Below are 17,210 nucleotides of genomic sequence, written 5' to 3' on the forward strand. Positions count from 1 at the left end.
GCGTCAGTTCGAAGCGGTCAGGATGTGACATATTATTCGCTCTGGCCGAATTCGGACTTATCGTCACGATTCGCCCCGGAGGGGACCCTCACCCTCCCGTACCCTCGAACACCCCTGGAGTCCCACCTTGAGCGACCGCACGCCACCCACCACGGGCGGGGCACGCCCGGTACCCGAAGCCCGGGCCCGGCGGGTGCCCGGGCGCGCGGTCCTCGGTGCGCTCGCCGCCTCGGCCCTCGCGCTCGCGCCGTCCGCGCCGCTCGCCGCCCCGCCGGCCGCGCCGTCCGCACCCTCGTCGGCCACCGCGTCCGCCACGGGCAGCGGGTCCGCGACGGGCAGCGGGTCCGCGACGGGCAGCGCCAAGGGCGCCGCCTCGGAGAAGGCCGGCAAGGCGGGCAAGCAGGGCCGGGCCGGACGCGGGCTCGGCACCGAGCGGCCGATCGGCCCCGCCCCGGTGCTCGACCTGCTGGCGCACGGCAACCTCACCATGGCCTCGAACTCGGTCGTCTCCTGCGACCCCGAGGACAGCCCCTGCGACCTCAACGCCTACAACAACAACCGGGTCAACTGGGTCAAGAGCGACCCGGCCGCCCCCGGCAACACCGCCTCCGCGGCCACCCTGACCATCCCGGCCGGCGCCAAGGTGCTCAACGCCCGGCTGTACTGGCAGCTCAACCCCGTCGGCACCTCGCTCACCTCGACCTCCGGTGACGCCTCGAAGGCCAACCAGGTCGAGCTCAAGGTCCCCGGCGCCGGCGGCTACCAGCGGCTCACCGCCGACACCTACGACTGGTTCGACCAGAACACCGGCGGCACGCCCCCGGCCCCGCTCACCGCCCACGCCGGCGTCAAGGACGTCACCGACCTGGTGAGCGCCGCCGGCTCCGGCGAGTACACCGTCGCCGACATCCAGGCCTGTCAGGGCCGCTCCTCCACCTCCGACTTCGGCGGCCAGAACGTCGGCTGCTGGGGCGGCTGGTCCCTCGTCGTCGCCTACGAGAACCCCGCCGAGCCGCTGCGCTACCTGCAGATCTGGGACGGCTACCAGCTGATCCGCCCGCCCACGCCCAGCATCACGATGACCCTGGCCGGCATCCGCACCCCGGCCGGACGGCCGGCCGCCGGCACCATGGGCGTCATCGTCGGCGACGGCGACGCCCCGATCGCCGGGGACTCGCTGGAGGTCGGCCCCGACACCGGCAGCCTGACCGCGCTGCTCATGCCCACCGCCACCGGGCCCGTCCCCGACAACGCCTTCACCAGCCGGATCGACCGGGTCGCGGCCGACGGCACCGGCACCAACCTCACCGACCGCAACCCCAACCCGGTCAACAACGTCGGCTACGACGCCCGGATGATCGACGTCACCGGCAAGCTCCCGGCCGGCGCCAACCAGGCCGTGCTGCGCGTCACCGGCCAAGGCGACGCGCTCGAACCCCAGGTCGTCTGGCTCGCCGTCGAGGCCCGCGAACCCGACCTCCGGCTCACCAAGGCCAACGACCCGGCGGGCAGCACCACCGACACCCCGCCCGGCCTGGTCGCCCCCGGCGGCGAGATCACCTACACCTTCACCATCGCCAACCGGCACGCCGACGGCACCAGCGCCGACCTCGACACCGCCACCGGCGTCACCCTGACCGACGCCCTGCCCGCCGGCACCAGCTACGTCGACGGCTCCGGCCCCGGCTGCACCGCCTCCGGACGGAACGTCACCTGCACCGCCGCCGACCTCGCCCCGGGCGCCGAGACCACCATCTCCTTCAAGGCCCGCGTCGACGCCGGCCTGGCGCCGGGCACCAAGCTCGACGACACCGCCTCCCTCGCCTACCGCGGCGCCCAGACCGGCCGCGACCAGGAGCGCACCAGCAACACCGTGCGCAACACCGTCAGCGAGCAGGCCGGCTACCGGGTCACCAAGACCGCCGACCGGGCCCAGGCCGCGCCCGGCGACACCGTCGGCTACCGGGTCGACATCACCAACACCGGCAACGCGCCGCTCACCGGACTGACCGTCACCGACGACCTGAGCGCCGTCCTCGACGACGCGACGTACGGCGGCGACGCCAGCGCCACCGTCGGCACGCCGTCCTACGCGGCGCCGGTGCTGTCCTGGACCGGCGACCTGCCGGTCGGCGGCAGCTCCCGGGTGACCTACACCGTCAAGGTCAAGGACCCGGCCGCCGGGGACCACACGCTGCGCAACACCGTGGTGGCCGACCGGCCCGGCGGCAACTGCCCGCCCGGGTCGACGGCGGGGGAGTGCACCGCCACGGTGACGGTGACCGCGCCGTCGCCGTCGCCCACGGCCTCCCCGACCTCCTCCCCGTCGCCCACCTCCTCGCCGTCCGGCTCCCCCTCGCCGGAGCCGACCACCGAGCCCTCGCCGACCGCGACCGGCAGCCACGGCCCCAGCCACCACCCGGTGCCCACCGACAAGCCGCACCACCCGGGCGGGGGCGGCCCGCTCGCCGAGACCGGCACCCAGGTCGCCGTGATCGGCGGCATCGGCGCGGCGGTCGCGCTCGGCGGCGCGCTGCTCGTCCTGGCCTCCAGCCGTCGGCGCCACCGGCACTGACGTCCCGACCCCGCTGACCCCGTAGCGCGGGCGGCCCCACCGAAGCCTTCGGTGGGGCCGCCCGTTCGTTCGTCCGCCCGTTCGTCCGCCCGTTCGTCCGCCCGGGAATCGGCTGCCGGGCCCGCCGGTTGACGCTCCCGTACCGCTACTCACGAGGAGCCCACGTGCCCGACGAGCCCCAGCAGTCCGACGAGCCCCAGCAGTCCGACGAGCCCCAGCCCGCTTCCGCCGTCCGTGAACTCCGGCTGGTGGTCACCGCCGCCGACTACGAGCAGGCGCTGCACTTCTACCGCGACGTCCTCGGCCTCCCCGAACGCGCCGCCTTCGCCTCCCCCGACGGCCGGGTCACCATCCTCGAAGCCGGCCGCGCCACCCTGGAGATCGCCGACCCGGGCCACGCCGACTTCATCGACGAGGTCGAGGTCGGCCGCCGCGTCGCGGGCCCCATCCGGGTCGCCTTCCAGGTCGACGACTCCACCGCCACCACCGCCAAACTCGCCGCCGCCGGCGCCGAAGTGATCGCCGACCCGGTCCGCACCCCCTGGAACTCCCTCAACTCCCGCCTCGAAGCCCCCGCCGCCCTCCAACTCACCCTCTTCACCGAACTCGGCACCCCGCCGGAGTAGCCCGCGGCGGGGTAGCGAGGCCCGGGCCGGCTTCCAACTCGCCCTCTTCACCCCGCCCGTGTGGACCATCCCCACCCGACCCGACCCGCCACGGCTTCGGCGACGGGGTGAATCCTTTCTGGGGGCGGCGGCCTCTTATGGGTGGCTTCGGTGCGGACCGGGGCGGGACGAGGAGGTTGTCGTGATGGTGTGGGTGGTCGTGGCCGTCGGCGTGCTGTTGGTCGGGGCGTGCAGCGTGACGGTGCTGCGGAAGTGGGGGCGCCGCCGTGGCTGAGGTGCGGGAGTGGCCGGGGAACGCGGTGGTGACGGCGGCCCAGTGCGGGGACGTCGAGGCGATCGCCGCGCTGGTGTCGGGGGCGCATCCGCATGTGCAGCGGTTCGCGCGGTCGCTGTGCGCCACGCCGGAGGACGCCGAGGACGCGGCGCAGGAGGCGCTGATCGTCCTGTACCGCAAGATCGGGATGCTGCGGGCGACCGGGGCGCTGGCCTCGTGGATGTTCCGGATCGTGCGGAACGAGTGCCTGCGGCGGGCCCGCCTGGTGCTGCGGGAGCGTCCGCCGGCCGGGGTGGGGGTGTCCCGGTCGGCGGAGGACGAGGTGCTGTGGCGGCTGGAGGCCGGCCGGGTGGCGGAGGCGATCGCCGCGCTGCCGGAGGACCAGCGGCGGGTGCTGATCATGCGGGACGTGCAGGGGCTCGGCGGGCGGATGGTCGCCGACGCCCTGGGGCTGAGCACCGCGGCCATGAAGTCGCGGCTGCACCGGGCGCGGGCGGCCCTGCGGGACGCGACGGCCGGCGGGGAGCGGTGATGGCCGGGGCCTCGGGGTTCGCGAGCAAGACCGTGGCCGGGCACCTGGCCAGGGGCGCGGTGGGGTTCGGCGCGCTGGTCGGGGCGTTCGCGCTGCTGCCGTTCGCCGGGCCGGTGGCGTTGCTCCTGCTGCCGGTCGGGGCGGTCGCGCTGCGGGGTTGTCCGACCTGCTGGGCGATCGGGCTGGCGGAGACGGTGTCGCGGGGGCGGCTGAAGCGGGCGTGCGTCGACGGGCGGTGCGAGCTGACGGTGGGGGCGGGGAAGTAGCGCGAATAGAGGAAACAGGGGAAACGACGGAAGCAGGCGCGTCGCGACCACCCGGGGGCGGGTGGTCGCGGCGCGCGGTGTGTCCCAGACTCGCCGGCGGGCCGTCAGCCGATGGAGCGGGGGAGGCGGGTGGTGAGGTAGAGGACGGTGAAGGAGCCGAGCAGCTGGATGCCCAGGCAGAGGGCGAGCGTCCGGTCGAGGCCCAGGCTCGGGGAGAGCGACAGGTAGAGGGAGCCGAGCGTGGCGACGCCGAGGGCCAGGCTGGCCTGCTGGCTGGTGGCGAGGACACCGCTGCCGACGCCGGCCCGCGCGGCGGGCACCTTGGAGAGGACGACCCGGAACAGCGGGGTGCCGATCAGGCCCTGGCCGATGCCGGCGAGGGCGACGCCGGGGGCCATCCGGAGCGGGGAGAGGGCGTCCCAGTCGGCGAGGACGGTGACCGCCAGGGTGACGAGGCCGAGGGCCTGGATCGCGGCGCCGGCGGTGAGGACGCGGCTGCCGAAGCGGCCGATCAGGCGCGGGCCGGAGAGGGAGGCGCTGAAGTAGCCGACGGCCATCGGGACCAGCGCCCAGCCGGCCGCGACCGGGCCGAGGTGGAGGCCCTGCTGGAGGGCGACCGCGATGACGAACATGAAGCCGCCGAAGCCCCCGAAGAAGGGGAGGGCGATGCCGAGGCCGCGCCGCATCTCCGGGATGCGCAGCAGGGCCGGCGGGACCAGCGGGGTGTCGCCGTTTCGCTCGGCCCGGCGCTCGACCAGGGCGAAGGCGGTGGCGAGGACGGGGAACAGCGCGAGCAGCACCCAGGACCAGAGCGGCCAGCCGGCTGCGCGGCCCTCCATCAGCGGGACCAGCAGGGCGAGCAGCGCGGCGGTGAGCAGGACGGTGCCGGCGACGTCGACCTTGGCGGCCTGCTCGGCGCGGCTCTCCGGGACGTAGCGCAGGGCGAGGACCAGGGCGAGCAGGGCGAACGGGACGTTCAGCAGGAAGACCGAGCGCCAGCCGGTGCCGAAGAGGTCGGCGGCGACCAGCATCCCGCCGAGCACCTGGCCGATCACCACCGAGATGCCGCCGACCGCGCCGTAGACGGAGAGCGCGCGGCCGCGCCGGGCGCCGTGGGTGGCGGCGGTGATGGTGCCGAGGACCTGGGGGATCAGCAGGGCGGCGGACGCGCCCTGGGCGGCGCGGGCGGCGACCAGGGTCCAGGCGCCGGGCGCGAGCCCGCAGGCGAGCGAGGTCAGGGCGAAGGTGGCGGCTCCGGCGACGAAGAGGCGGCGGCGGCCGAAGATGTCGCCCAGCCGGCCGCCGAGGACCAGCAGGACGGCGAAGGTGATGCCGTACCCGGCGGCGACCAGCTCCAGGACGGCGGGGCCGGCGGCGAGGTCCTGGTCGATGGTGGGCAGGGCGACGTTGACGATGAAGAAGTCGAGCATCGGGAGGAAGGCCCCGAGCAGGACGGTGATCAACCCGGCGGTGCCGAGGGTGGGGGAGGAGGGAGCGGAGGGGGAGCCGGCGGAGGTGGCTGAGGCGGCGGACGACGGTGAGGCCGAGGAAGCCTTCGTGGACTTGGCGAGGGTCAGTGGCTGGGTCACGGGTCCTACGATCCGGCGTACTGGACCCTGGTACCAGAGTGTGCTTATCCAGGTATAAGAAGTACCTGGCAACAGGATGACGGGTGGCGCATGCTGGTGGCATGAGTCTGACCACCGCCACCAGCACGGTAGCCGCCGCGAAGGCGCCCGCCGATCCCCGGAGGAACGAGCTGGCGGCCTTCCTGCGCAGCCGGCGTGAGCGGATCACCCCGGAGCAGGTGGGCCTGCCGATGACCGGACGGCGGCGGACGCCGGGGCTGCGCCGTGAGGAGGTGGCGCAGCTGGCCGCCGTCGGGGTGACCTGGTACACCTGGCTGGAACAGGGCCGGGAGATCCAGGTGTCCGTCCAGGTGCTGGACGCGGTGGCGCGGGCCCTGCTGCTGGACGCGAGCGAGCGGGCCCATCTGTTCGCGCTGGCCGGCGCGGAGGACCCGACGCCGGTGGTGGAGTGCCCGACCGTGTCGCCCGGGGTCCGGATGACGCTGGAGCAGATGGCGCCCTACCCGGCTGCGGTGATCAACTCCCGCTACGACGTGCTGGCCCACAACGCCCAGTACGCCGGGATCGTCGGCGACCTGGAGGCGCTGCCGCCCGAGGACCGGAACCTGATGTGGCTGGCCTTCACCCCCTCGCGCTTCCACGAAGTGCTGGTGGACCACGAGGAGGAGCGGCACGTCATGGTGGCGCGGTTCCGGTCGGGGATGGGTGAGCACGGTGCCGAGCCCGCCTGGCGGACGCTGCTCTGCCGGCTGCGCAAGGCCTCGCCGGCCTTCGACGCGGCCTGGCAGCGGCACGACGTGCTGCGGCCGGGCAACGGGCTGAAGCGCTTCCTCGTCCCGGAGGTGGGGCTGCTGCGGCTGGACTACACGAGCTTCTGGCTCGGCCCGACCCAGGGCTCGCGGATGATCGTCTACACCCCCAGGGACGAGGAGACCCGCGCGCTGGTGGCGCGGCTGCCCACCCGGCTGCCGTCGGCCGAGGGCCGCTGACCGGCGGCCGGGGCGGGTGCGGGCGCGGGAGGCGGGCTTCCGGGCGCCGCCGGCCCGGGGGCCGCCCAGGGTCAGACCGAGGGCCAGGCACAGCGCGGCCAGCGGGAGTTCGACGCAGCCGGCCATCATCAGGGCGGCGAGCACCTCGTGGCCCGGGCCGGCGGTGGCGACGTCGAGCAGGGCGTCGCCGACGAGCAGCAGGGCGACTGCGGTGGCGGGCCGGGCGGCGGACGGGCTGCGGCGGCACAGGGCGGTGTCCAGCCAGAGCAGGGCGGTGAGTTCGAGCAGGTCGAGGACGACCCAGGCGGTCTCGCCGGCCGCCGCGAGCACGGCCAGCCAGGGCAGCAGCGCCAGCGCGGCGAACACCGGCACCCGCTCGGCGAGCGGCGTGAGCGATCTGAACGACGTGAACGACCTGGACGACGCGGGCGACGCGGGCGACCTCATCGGGCACCTCCGAGCCGTCCGGCGAGCGGAGCGACCGGGAGGGCCCTGGTCAGCGGGCTCCGCTCGGCCGCGGCACCGCCGGCCGCCTCGACGAGCACGCCGTCGAAGACGCCCTCGGCCCAGCCGAGCCAGAACTCCCCGGCGACCGTGACCACCTCGGCCGGGACGGGGGCGGGGGCGGGCCGCCCGGGCAGCCGGAGCAGCCGCCGACCGGTGAACCCGACGACCGGCACGGTGCCGCCCTTCGGCAGCCGCCCCCAGGCGAGCCCGTGCCGCCGCCGCCGACGCGCGCCCAGCCCCGCACCCAGGCCCAGCCCCGCACCCGTGCCGGGCCCGGCCCAGGCGCGGGCGCCGCGCAGCAGGCCGCCGCCGAGCCGGGAGGCGACCAGCACGTCCACCAACTCGCCGTGCTCGTACACCTCCAGCGCCGCCCGGCCGCGGTCGCGGCCCGCCGCGACGCTGCGCACCGACCACGGGCCGGCCGGCCCGGCCGGCCCGCCGAGCGCGCCCGGCCCACCGGACCACGCCGGCCCGCCGGGCAGGCCCGCGGGCCCGACCGGCAGCCGCCCCTCGGCCACGGCGGCCAGGGCGGCCACGGCGGCCGCGGCGGAGGCGGCGCCCTGGACGGGGCGCCCGTGCGGCGGGTTGGCGGAGTGCGATGCGGTGCTCGTCATGCCGTCAAGACTCGTCGTCCGGAGCCGCCTTGTCGGTAGTGCACCAATCCGAATCGGGGGTGTACCCAGCTACACCTTTTCTCGGCACTCCCCTTCATGGTGGACGCCGATCACGCCGCTCTAGGCTGTCCGCCATGCCCTCCACGACGCTGCGCAGCACGCTCGCCAGGAGCGCCGCCCGGCCGCCGTGGTCGGCGGCGGTCTGGCGCGACACCCGTTTCATCGCCGCCGGAATCCCCCTGGCCCTGCCGACCTGGCTGATCGTCACCGCGCCCAAGGTGGTGACGCTGATCGTCCTCGGCCTGCTCCTGCTCCTGATCCGCCCGCTCACCGGCCTCCAGCGCGGCCGGCTGCGCGCCCTGCGCGGGGTGGAGGTGCCGCCGCTGCTGCGGCCGGTCGGGAGCCCGGCGGGCCTGCTGCTCACGCTGCGCACCGGTGTGAGCTGGCGTCAGGTCGGCTACCACCTGCTGGTCGGCCCGCTGGTCGCGGCCGGCGCGGTCGCCCTGGTGTACGCCTGGGGAGCGGGCCTGGTGGGCTCGACCGTCCTCGGCTGGGCCTGGCTGATGCCGGCCACCGCCCCGGTCCGGCACCAGTGGTACCAGCTGGACGTCCCGCTCACGGCCGGCGGCCTGGCCCTGCTGGCCGTGCTGCCCGGGGCGGTCGCGCTGCTGGCCCGGCTGGACGAGCTGGCCGCGGTCCGGATGCTCGGTCCGGGCCGGCGGGAGGCGCTGGAGCACCGGATCGAGGAGGTGGTCGAGAGCCGGGCCGGCCTGGTCGACGCGGTGGACGCCGAGCGCCGTCGGATCGAGCGGGACCTGCACGACGGCGCCCAGCAGCGGCTCACCTCGCTCGCGATGAACCTGGGGCTGGCCCGGCGCACCCTCAAGGACGCCTCCCCCGCGGCGATGCAGGTGATCGTCGAGGCGCACGAGGAGGCCCAGGCCGCCATCGACGAGCTGCGCGACCTGGTCCGCGGACTGCACCCGGCCGTGCTGGAGGACCGCGGGCTGGACGCGGCGCTCTCCGGCATCGCGGCCCGCGCCCCGCTGCCGGTCCGGCTGGACGTCCAGCTGGCCGAGCGGATAGCGCCGACCGTCGAGGCGGTCGCCTACTTCACCGTCTCCGAGGCGCTGACCAACGTCGCCAAGCACGCCCGGGCCTCCCGGGTCGACCTCTCGGTGCGGACGGTCGGCGGCCGGCTGCGCCTGGTCGTCAGCGACGACGGCGTGGGCGGGGCGGACGCCGCGCGCGGCACCGGGCTGACCGGCCTGGGCAAGCGCGCCGCCTCCGTCGACGGCACCCTCTCCGTTCTCAGCCCCCTCGGGGGCCCGACCACCATCACCGTGGAGTTGCCGTGCGTGCTGTGATCGCCGAGGACTCGGTCCTGCTCAGGGTCGGTCTGGTCAAGGTCCTGGAGGCGGTGGGCTTCGAGGTGGCCGCCGCGGTCGGGGACGCCGAGGCGCTGCTGGCCGCCGTCGAGGAGCACCAGCCGCAGGTGGTGGTGGCCGACGTCCGGATGCCGCCGGGCTTCACCGACGAGGGGGTGCGGGCCGCGCTGCTGATCCGCCGGCAGTGGCCGCGGGTCGCGGTGCTGCTGCTCTCCCAGTTCGTGGAGGAGCGCTACGCCGCCGACCTGCTGGCGACCAACACCAGCGGGGTCGGCTACCTGCTCAAGCAGCGGGTGGCCAATGTGGACGACTTCGTGGAGGCGCTGCAGCGGGTCGCCGAGGGCGGCACCGCGCTGGACCCGGAGGTGGTCGCCCAGCTGCTGGTCCGCCGCCACCGTGATCCGCTGGAGCGGCTGACCCCGCGCGAGCGGGACGTGCTGGGCCTGATGGCGGAGGGCCGGTCGAACACCGCGATCGCCGCCGCCCTGGTGGTGAGCGACAGCGCGGTGGCCAAGCACATCAACTCGATCTTCACCAAGCTCGACCTGCCGCCGGCCGACGACAGCCACCGCCGGGTGCTGGCGGTGCTGCGCTTCCTGGAAGTGGGCTGAGGATGACGACGGGGGGCGGGGCGGTGGAGAGCGCGGCGGAGCGGGCCGCCCGGGCCAGGCAGAGCCGCCGGCGCTGGAAGGTGTTCGGGACGCTGGCGCTCACGGTGACGCTGGTCGTCGGCGCCGTGCAGACGTGGGCGATGGCGGTGCAGCAGCGGACGGACTCGGAGCGGACCTACCCGGTGGCCGTGACCAGGGTGCGGCTGGACACCGGCTCGGCCGTGGTCACCATCCGGCCCGGGTCGGAGGGCCGGGTGGTGGTCCGCCAGCACCTGGACTGGATGATCCGCAAGCCGGTCGTCTCGGCGCTCTTCGACCAGGACGGGCTGGAGGTCAGGATGCGCTGCAACCAGGTGCTCCCGGTGACCGACCTCGGCTGCGGCGCGCTGATCGAGCTGGAGGTGCCCGCCGGCGTCGCGGTGGAGGGCAAGCAGTCCTCCGGCGTCATCGACCTCGCCGGGCTGACCGGGGCGGTCGACCTCGCCTCCACCTCGGGGGAGGTGCGGCTGGCCGGGCTCTCCGGCCCGGTGACCGTCCGCAGCACCTCCGGCTCGGTGCGGGGCAGCGAGCTCAGCTCGGCCAAGCTGGACGTGGCCGCGACCTCCGGCTCGGTCGAGCTGGGCTTCCTCGTGCCGCCGCACAACGTGGACATCGGGGTGACCTCCGGCTCGGTGACCATGGCCCTGCCGACCGGCTCCCGCTACGACTTCGACGGCGGGTCGGCCCCGCGGGGCCGGATCGATCCGACGCTGGCCGACCACTCCAGTCCGTACAAGGTCCGGATCTCGGTGAGCAGCGGCACGGTGTCGGTCTTCTCGAAGGGCGGTGATCTGAACGTGACGGGCTGAGGACGCCGGGGAGCCGAGCCGGGGAGGACGCCGGGCCGGGCGGCTGCCCCAGGCCAGGGCTCGGCCGGAGCTCCGGAGGGCCTTACGCCGGGTGGGGGACAATGAAGAGTCCCGAACCGCCGTCCAGCCGTCCCCGAGGTCAGCCGCGCATGACAGCCACGCCCGCCCCCACCGAGCCGACCCCCGCGACCGGCGTCCCGGCCGGCCCCGCCGCCACGGCCACCGGTGCCAGCGCCACCGCCAGCGCCACTGCCGCCGTCCCGGCCGACGTCGCCGCGGCCACCGGCCCCGGCGACGGTCCCGGCGGCGAGTTCGCGCCGCTGACCATCGGCCCGATGCGGGTCTGGCCGCCCGTCGTGCTGGCCCCGATGGCGGGGATCACCAACGCGCCGTTCCGCACCCTCTGCCGCGAGCAGAGCGGCGGCAAGGGGCTGTACGTCTCGGAGATGATCACCACCCGGGCCCTGGTCGAACGCAACGCCAAGACCATGCAGCTGATCAAGTTCGACCCGAGCGAGAAGCCCCGCTCGATCCAGCTGTACGGCGTGGACCCGGTGACCGTCGGCAAGGCGGCCCGGATGATCGCGGACGAGGGCCTGGCCGACCACATCGACCTCAACTTCGGTTGCCCCGTCCCCAAGGTGACCCGCAAGGGCGGCGGCTCGGCGCTGCCGTACAAGCGCAACCTGCTGCGCGAGATCCTGCGCGAGGCGGTGGCCAACGCCGGGGACCTGCCGGTGACCATGAAGATGCGCAAGGGCATCGACGACGACCACCTCACCTTCCTGGACGCCGGCCGGATCGGCGCGGAGGAGGGCGTCTCCGCGATCGCCCTGCACGGGCGCACCGCCGCCCAGCACTACGGCGGCACCGCGGACTGGTCGGCGATCGCCCGGCTGCGCGAGGCCGTCCCGGCGGGGATCCCGGTGCTCGGCAACGGGGACATCTGGTCGGCGGACGACGCGGTGCGGATGATGCGCGAGACCGGCTGCGACGGCGTGGTGGTCGGCCGCGGCTGCCTGGGCCGGCCGTGGCTGTTCAAGGACCTGGTGGCGATCTTCGAGGGCGAGGTGGACTACGCCCGCCCGACCTTCGCCGACGTGGCGCGGGCGATGGTCCGGCACGCGCAGCTGCTCGGCGAGTGGCTGGGCGGCGAGGCCCGCGGTGTGATCGACTTCCGCAAGCATGTCGCCTGGTACACCAAGGGCTTCTCGGTCGGTTCGGAGCTGCGGGTGAAGCTGGCCAACTCGTCCTCGCTGGCCGAACTGGCCGAAACCCTGGCCCTGGTGGAGCAGTCGCAGGCCTGGCCGGCCGGGGCCGACGGCCCGCGCGGGCGGACCAGCGGCAACAACCGGGTCGTTCTGCCGGAGGGCTGGTTGGACGATCCGTACGACTGTGCTCGGCCGGGCGAGGACGCCGAATCGGACACCTCTGGCGGATGATCTAGACGGACCGGCAAAAACGACCCCTCGGGGTCGCCTGCCACCCCATCCCAGCCCTCTTGGACAATCTGGCCAAGAGGGCTCCTTTTTGGCATTCGAATGTCACGGAGCGGGCACGTTTCTGGACGGAGTGCGACGATGGGCGGAGTCGACCTACGCTCGATCGGTGAGATGTGCTCGTGACGCTTGCCACATACCCTGGCCGCCGAAGCCGGCCGACAGGACGAAATGAACAAGTCGGAGGTGGATCGCTTCCCGAAGGGGTGCGACGGCGGATCGGCCACTGAGGGTGCAGGAAATCAAGCCGGTCCGTCAGGCCGGACCGTCGACCGCTACCCTGCGTTCCGGTCGTGTGATCTTCCGGTTTCCCCGCCTTCAAGAGTTGAACGCTCGCTAGCGTCATCCGGACGATTTCACCACCAGAGGTGAACGCCTTTACGCGCATTGGATCTATCGGGTTACTTGCCGATCCTGGCCACGTACGGCCTATTGGCAGCGCGGAAGTGCCTTCGAAATGGGTATGTTCTCCGGCGTCAGGGCAACCGTGTGCGAGGAGAACAGACCCGTGGCGTCCCAGCAGAAGTTTGTTTACTCCTTCACTGAAGGAAACAAGGACCTCAAGGATCTTCTTGGCGGCAAGGGTGCGAACCTGGCCGAGATGACCAACCTGGGCCTCCCTGTTCCTCCGGGGTTCACCATCACCACCGAGGCCTGCAAGGTCTTCCTGGAGACCGGCAGCGAGCCCACCTCGCTGCACGAGGAGATCAGCGCCCACCTGGACGCCCTCGAGCAGGAGATGGGCAAGAAGCTCGGCCAGGCCGACAACCCGCTGCTCGTCTCGGTCCGCTCGGGCGCCAAGTTCTCCATGCCCGGCATGATGGACACCGTCCTGAACATCGGCCTCTCCGACGTCTCGGTGGCCGGCCTGGTCGCGCAGTCCGGCAACGAGCGGTTCGCCTGGGACTCCTACCGCCGCCTGGTCCAGATGTTCGGCAAGACCGTGCTGGGCGTCGACGGCGAGCTGTTCGAGGAGGCCCTGGACGAGGCCAAGCACGCCAAGGGCACCGTCAACGACCTCGACCTGACCGCCGACGACCTGAAGCAGCTGGTCGAGGAGTTCAAGGGCATCGTCGAGCGCGAGACCGGCCGGGCCTTCCCGCAGGACCCGCGCGAGCAGATGGACCTCGCCATCCACGCCGTCTTCCACTCCTGGAACGGCGACCGGGCGCGGCTCTACCGCCGCCAGGAGCGCATCCCGAACGACCTGGGCACCGCGGTCAACGTCTGCACCATGGTCTTCGGCAACCTCGGCGAGGACTCCGGCACCGGTGTCGCCTTCACCCGCGACCCCTCCACCGGCGCCCAGGGCGTCTACGGCGACTACCTGTCCAACGCCCAGGGCGAGGACGTCGTCGCCGGCATCCGCAACACGCTGCAGCTGGCCGAGCTGGAGAAGCTCGACAAGAAGTCGTACGACGAGCTCATGGCGATCATGCAGACGCTCGAGAACCACTACCGCGACCTCTGCGACATCGAGTTCACCATCGAGCGCGGCAAGCTCTGGATGCTCCAGACCCGGGTCGGCAAGCGCACCGCCGCGGCCGCCTTCCGGATCGCCGTCCAGCTGGTCGACCAGGGCCTGATCGACCTGGACGAGGCCCTCATGCGGGTCACCGGCGGCCAGCTCTCCCAGCTGATGTTCCCGCGCTTCGCCCCCGACGCCGAGTCCAAGCAGATCGGCCGGGGCCTCGCCGCCTCGCCCGGCGCCGCGATCGGCAAGATCGTCTTCGACTCCTACACCGCGGTGAAGTGGTCGCGCTCCGGCGAGAAGGTCATCCTGGTCCGCCGTGAGACCAACCCCGACGACCTGGACGGCATGATCGCCGCCGAGGGCATCCTCACCTCGCGCGGCGGCAAGACCTCGCACGCCGCCGTCGTCGCCCGCGGCATGGGCAAGACCTGTGTCTGCGGCGCCGAGGAGCTGGAGGTCGACACCAAGCGCCGCCGGATGACCACCGCCGACGGCCTGGTGCTGGAGGAGGGCGACGTCGTCTCGATCGACGGCGCGACCGGCAAGGTCTACCTCGGCGAGGTGCCCGTGCTCCCCTCCGCGGTGGTGGAGTACTTCGAGGGCACCCTGCACGCCGGCGCCGACGTCCAGGGCGGCCTCGTCCAGGCCGTGCACCGGCTGATGTCGCACGCCGACGGCCGCCGCCGGCTCGCCGTGCGCGCCAACGCCGACGGCGCCGAGGACGGCGGGCGCGCCCGCCGCTACGGCGCCCAGGGCATCGGCCTGTGCCGCACCGAGCACATGTTCCTCGGCGAGGAGCGCCGCAAGGAGGTCGAGCACCTGATCCTCGCGGACAACGACAAGGACCGCGAGGCCGCGCTCTCCACCCTGCTGCCGCTGCAGAAGGGCGACTTCCTGGAGCTCTTCCAGGCGATGGACGGACTGCCCGTCACCGTCCGCCTGCTCGACCCGCCGCTGCACGAGTTCCTGCCCGACATCACCGAGCTGTCGGTGCGCGTCGCCCTCGCCGAGGCCCGCAAGGACCCGAACGAGAACGACCTGCGCCTGCTCCAGGCGGTGCACAAGCTGCACGAGCAGAACCCGATGCTCGGCCTGCGCGGCGTCCGCCTCGGCCTGGTCATCCCCGGCCTGTTCGGCATGCAGGTCCGCGCCATCGCCGAGGCCGCCGCCGAGCGGAAGCTGGCCGGCGGGGACCCGCGCCCCGAGGTCATGATCCCGCTGGTCGGCACCGTCCAGGAGCTGGAGCTGGTCCGCGACGAGTGCGAGCGCGTCCTCGCCGAGGTCGCCCAGTCCACCGGCGTCCGGCTGGACATCAAGCTCGGCACCATGATCGAGCTGCCGCGCGCCGCCGTGACGGCCGGCCAGATCGCCGAGGCCGCCGAGTTCTTCTCCTTCGGCACCAACGACCTCACCCAGACGGTCTGGGGCTTCTCCCGCGACGACGTCGAGGCCTCCTTCTTCACGGCCTACCTGGAGAAGGGCATCTTCGGGGTCTCCCCGTTCGAGACCATCGACCGCGACGGCGTCGGCGCGCTCGTCAAGCACGCCGTCCAGGCCGGCCGGGCCACCCGCCCCGACCTCAAGCTCGGCGTCTGCGGCGAGCACGGCGGCGACCCGGAGTCGGTGCACTTCTTCCACGAGGTGGGGCTGGACTACGTCTCCTGCTCCCCCTTCCGGATCCCGGTGGCGCGCCTGGAGGCCGGCCGCGCCGCCATCGAGTCTGCGGGCAGCGACTCGCGCTGAGGCCGAGGGCTCTGAGCCCCTCGGCCCGGCCGGAACGCTGACCGCGTCCCCTCCATCGGGGAGGGGCGTACACCGGAGCTCGGCGCAGGAGAACCGGCGTACGTGAGGCGGCCGGGGTGGGAACGGACAATGGCGTCCGTACCCGCCCCGGCCGCGTGCGTTTCCCCGGCGGGTGTGGCTGCCACCACGCGTGTGGCTCGCCCGCCACGGCCCCGCCGGCTGCCAAGCTGTGGCCCATGACCAGCAGAAACCGCCTGTTCACCGGCCTGACCGTGCTGCTCCTCGCGCTCGCCGCGGTGGTCGGGTACCTCGTCTCCGACGACGGCGGCGCCGGCGCCCCCAAGGCCGCCGCGAGCACCTCCGCGAGCTCATCCGCGAGCACCTCCGCGACCGCCGCCACCCGGTCCGCCGCCCCCAAGCCCACCCCGCCGGGCGGCTCCGCGGCCCCCGCCACCCCCGCCGCGACCGCGACCTGGGTGCCGACCGACCCCGCGCTGGCCGACGTCTGCCGCACCAAGCTGCCCAGCCAGGCCGCCGACACCCTCGGCCTGATCGCCAAGGGCGGCCCGTACCCCTACCGCTCGGACGGCATCGTCTTCGAGAACCGCGAGAGCCGCCTCCCGCGCAAGGCCTCCGGTTACTACCACGAGTTCACCGTGGTCACCCCCGGCTCCGCCGACCGCGGCGCCCGCCGTGTGGTCACCGGCGACTCCGGCGAGCAGTACTGGACCGCCGACCACTACGCCACCTTCCAGGAGATCGACTCCCGCTGCTGAACCCGGCTGGACCCGGGGCGCTGAAAGTACTTTCCATTCCAGAAAGTAGATGCCATAGTGGAATCACCGAGGCGCGCCACCGGGGCGCCGATCGTCAGGGGGACTTCCATGAGCGACTCCACGTCCGGCGCGCTGCCCGCGGCCGAAGCACTGCACCTCGCCGAGCGGGCGCGCGCCGCGGCGCAGGCACCCCAGACGATGCCCACCTGGTACGGCGTCACCTTCGCGGTCGGCTTCTCGCTCTACGGCATCGCGCTCGGATTCGCGCTGTGGGCCGATGTGAGCTGGATGGCCGGGGTGCTGGGCGCCGGCTTCGCGGCGTTCAGCGGGGCGCTCGGTTCCGTGGTGACCCGCCGCGGCGGCGTGGCGAGGGGCTGGACGCCCGGCTACGGCGGTCAGGCGACCTTCGTGGTGGTGCGGGTGTTCGCGGGCGCCCTGGCGGTGGCCGCCCTGGTCTGGGCGCTGGGCGCCGACTCGCGCTGGGTGTTCGGCTCGGCCGGCGTCACCGCCGGGGCGCTGTTCTGGCTGGGGATGGAGCGCCTCAACGCCCGGATCCGCCGGGACGCGGTGACGCTCTGATGGCGCTCGATCCGCTGCTCCAGCACCCCACCCGGCTCACCGTGGTGGCGTTCCTCGGCGGTTGCATCGAGGCCGAGTTCTCCGCCGTCCGGGACTACTGCCAGGTGTCCGACTCGGTGCTCAGCAAGGCCGCGAGCGCGCTGGAGGAGGGCGGCTACCTCAAGGTGAAGAAGGGTTACGTCGGCAAGCGGCCCCGCACCTGGCTCTCCGTCACCAGGGCCGGCCGCCGGGCCCTGGCCGAGCACCTCGCCGAGCTCCAGCGGCTGGTCGCCGCCGCCGAGGCGGCCGGGTCCGCCGTCGACGAACCCTCCTGACTGACT

General features: G+C 73.8%; 15 protein-coding genes. 13 read left to right on the plus strand and 2 right to left on the minus strand.

Features of this window, described 5'->3' with window-relative positions; all coding sequences use genetic code 11:
* The first annotated feature begins 127 nt into the window (after positions 1-127).
* From AB0N76_RS10245 to AB0N76_RS10260, 4 genes are all read left to right on the plus strand, one after another.
* Positions 128-2,575 (plus strand): hypothetical protein, encoded by a 2,448-nt coding sequence (locus tag AB0N76_RS10245; RefSeq protein WP_363555224.1) that lies wholly within the window; start codon positions 128-130, stop codon positions 2,573-2,575.
* Between the two features lie 245 nt (positions 2,576-2,820).
* The gene (locus tag AB0N76_RS10250; RefSeq protein ID WP_363555323.1) at positions 2,821-3,201 is read left to right on the plus strand and encodes a VOC family protein; all 381 of its coding nucleotides are present in this window, start codon (positions 2,821-2,823) and stop codon (positions 3,199-3,201) included.
* A gap of 266 nt (positions 3,202-3,467) precedes the next feature.
* On the plus strand, positions 3,468-4,007 hold the full coding sequence (locus AB0N76_RS10255; RefSeq protein WP_363555226.1) for a sigma-70 family RNA polymerase sigma factor: 540 nt from the start codon (positions 3,468-3,470) through the stop codon (positions 4,005-4,007).
* Positions 4,007-4,273 carry a hypothetical protein gene (locus AB0N76_RS10260; RefSeq protein WP_363555228.1) on the plus strand — a complete coding sequence of 89 codons (267 nt, stop codon included), beginning with the start codon at positions 4,007-4,009 and terminating at the stop codon, positions 4,271-4,273. The genes AB0N76_RS10255 and AB0N76_RS10260 overlap by 1 nt, the downstream gene beginning before the upstream one ends.
* A 104-nt stretch (positions 4,274-4,377) precedes the next feature.
* Here AB0N76_RS10260 and AB0N76_RS10265 read toward each other — a convergent pair whose 3' ends face one another.
* A complete protein-coding gene (locus AB0N76_RS10265; RefSeq protein WP_363555230.1) occupies positions 4,378-5,862 on the minus strand; it encodes an MFS transporter in 1,485 nt (494 codons plus the stop codon).
* Between the two features lie 101 nt (positions 5,863-5,963).
* Here AB0N76_RS10265 and AB0N76_RS10270 point away from each other — a divergent pair, with 101 nt between their 5' ends.
* The gene (locus AB0N76_RS10270; RefSeq protein ID WP_363555232.1) at positions 5,964-6,851 is read left to right on the plus strand and encodes a helix-turn-helix transcriptional regulator; all 888 of its coding nucleotides are present in this window, start codon (positions 5,964-5,966) and stop codon (positions 6,849-6,851) included.
* Between the two features lie 443 nt (positions 6,852-7,294).
* On the opposite strand, the gene AB0N76_RS10275 is transcribed toward AB0N76_RS10270, so the two are convergent.
* Positions 7,295-7,972, minus strand: a complete 678-nt coding sequence (locus AB0N76_RS10275; protein WP_363555234.1) for a hypothetical protein — start codon at positions 7,970-7,972, stop codon at positions 7,295-7,297.
* Between the two features lie 134 nt (positions 7,973-8,106).
* Between AB0N76_RS10275 and AB0N76_RS10280 the strand changes: the two genes are divergently transcribed.
* From AB0N76_RS10280 to AB0N76_RS10315, 8 genes are all read left to right on the plus strand, one after another.
* Entirely contained in the window at positions 8,107-9,339 is a 1,233-nt protein-coding gene (locus AB0N76_RS10280; RefSeq protein WP_363555236.1) for a sensor histidine kinase, read from the plus strand.
* Entirely contained in the window at positions 9,327-9,971 is a 645-nt protein-coding gene (locus tag AB0N76_RS10285) for a response regulator transcription factor (protein WP_363555238.1), read from the plus strand. Before AB0N76_RS10280 ends, AB0N76_RS10285 begins: the two co-directional genes overlap by 13 nt.
* 2 nt (positions 9,972-9,973) lie before the next feature.
* Positions 9,974-10,819 carry a DUF4097 family beta strand repeat-containing protein gene (locus AB0N76_RS10290; RefSeq protein ID WP_363555240.1) on the plus strand — a complete coding sequence of 282 codons (846 nt, stop codon included), beginning with the start codon at positions 9,974-9,976 and terminating at the stop codon, positions 10,817-10,819.
* Positions 10,820-11,154: 335 nt separating this feature from the next.
* The gene (gene dusB, locus AB0N76_RS10295; RefSeq protein WP_363555325.1) at positions 11,155-12,261 is read left to right on the plus strand and encodes a tRNA dihydrouridine synthase DusB; all 1,107 of its coding nucleotides are present in this window, start codon (positions 11,155-11,157) and stop codon (positions 12,259-12,261) included.
* Between the two features lie 520 nt (positions 12,262-12,781).
* Entirely contained in the window at positions 12,782-15,535 is a 2,754-nt protein-coding gene (gene ppdK / locus AB0N76_RS10300; RefSeq protein WP_363555327.1) for a pyruvate, phosphate dikinase, read from the plus strand.
* Positions 15,536-15,771: 236 nt separating this feature from the next.
* Complete coding sequence (locus tag AB0N76_RS10305; protein WP_363555242.1) at positions 15,772-16,311, plus strand: ribonuclease; 540 nt, start codon at positions 15,772-15,774, stop codon at positions 16,309-16,311.
* A 108-nt stretch (positions 16,312-16,419) separates the two neighbouring features.
* Complete coding sequence (locus AB0N76_RS10310; protein WP_363555244.1) at positions 16,420-16,890, plus strand: hypothetical protein; 471 nt, start codon at positions 16,420-16,422, stop codon at positions 16,888-16,890.
* Positions 16,890-17,204 (plus strand): transcriptional regulator, encoded by a 315-nt coding sequence (locus tag AB0N76_RS10315; RefSeq protein ID WP_363555246.1) that lies wholly within the window; start codon positions 16,890-16,892, stop codon positions 17,202-17,204. The genes AB0N76_RS10310 and AB0N76_RS10315 overlap by 1 nt, the downstream gene beginning before the upstream one ends.
* Positions 17,205-17,210: the final 6 nt, after the last annotated feature.

The sequence above is a fragment of the Kitasatospora sp. NPDC093806 genome, from assembly GCF_040683335.1.
GTDB lineage: Bacteria > Actinomycetota > Actinomycetes > Streptomycetales > Streptomycetaceae > Kitasatospora.

Bases quoted from the DNA above. Each gene is read 5' to 3' on its own strand.
- AB0N76_RS10315 (WP_363555246.1), top strand. From the start codon at position 16,890: ATGGCGCTCGATCCGCTGCTCCAGCACCCCACCCGGCTCACCGTGGTG.
- AB0N76_RS10305 (WP_363555242.1), top strand. From the start codon at position 15,772: ATGACCAGCAGAAACCGCCTGTTCACCGGCCTGACCGTGCTGCTCCTC.
- AB0N76_RS10275 (WP_363555234.1), bottom strand. From the start codon at position 7,972: ATGACGAGCACCGCATCGCACTCCGCCAACCCGCCGCACGGGCGCCCC.
- AB0N76_RS10290 (WP_363555240.1), top strand. From the start codon at position 9,974: ATGACGACGGGGGGCGGGGCGGTGGAGAGCGCGGCGGAGCGGGCCGCC.
- dusB (WP_363555325.1), top strand. From the start codon at position 11,155: ATGCGGGTCTGGCCGCCCGTCGTGCTGGCCCCGATGGCGGGGATCACC.
- AB0N76_RS10310 (WP_363555244.1), top strand. From the start codon at position 16,420: ATGAGCGACTCCACGTCCGGCGCGCTGCCCGCGGCCGAAGCACTGCAC.
- ppdK (WP_363555327.1), top strand. From the start codon at position 12,782: ATGTTCTCCGGCGTCAGGGCAACCGTGTGCGAGGAGAACAGACCCGTG.
- AB0N76_RS10260 (WP_363555228.1), top strand. From the start codon at position 4,007: ATGGCCGGGGCCTCGGGGTTCGCGAGCAAGACCGTGGCCGGGCACCTG.
- AB0N76_RS10280 (WP_363555236.1), top strand. From the start codon at position 8,107: ATGCCCTCCACGACGCTGCGCAGCACGCTCGCCAGGAGCGCCGCCCGG.
- AB0N76_RS10270 (WP_363555232.1), top strand. From the start codon at position 5,964: ATGAGTCTGACCACCGCCACCAGCACGGTAGCCGCCGCGAAGGCGCCC.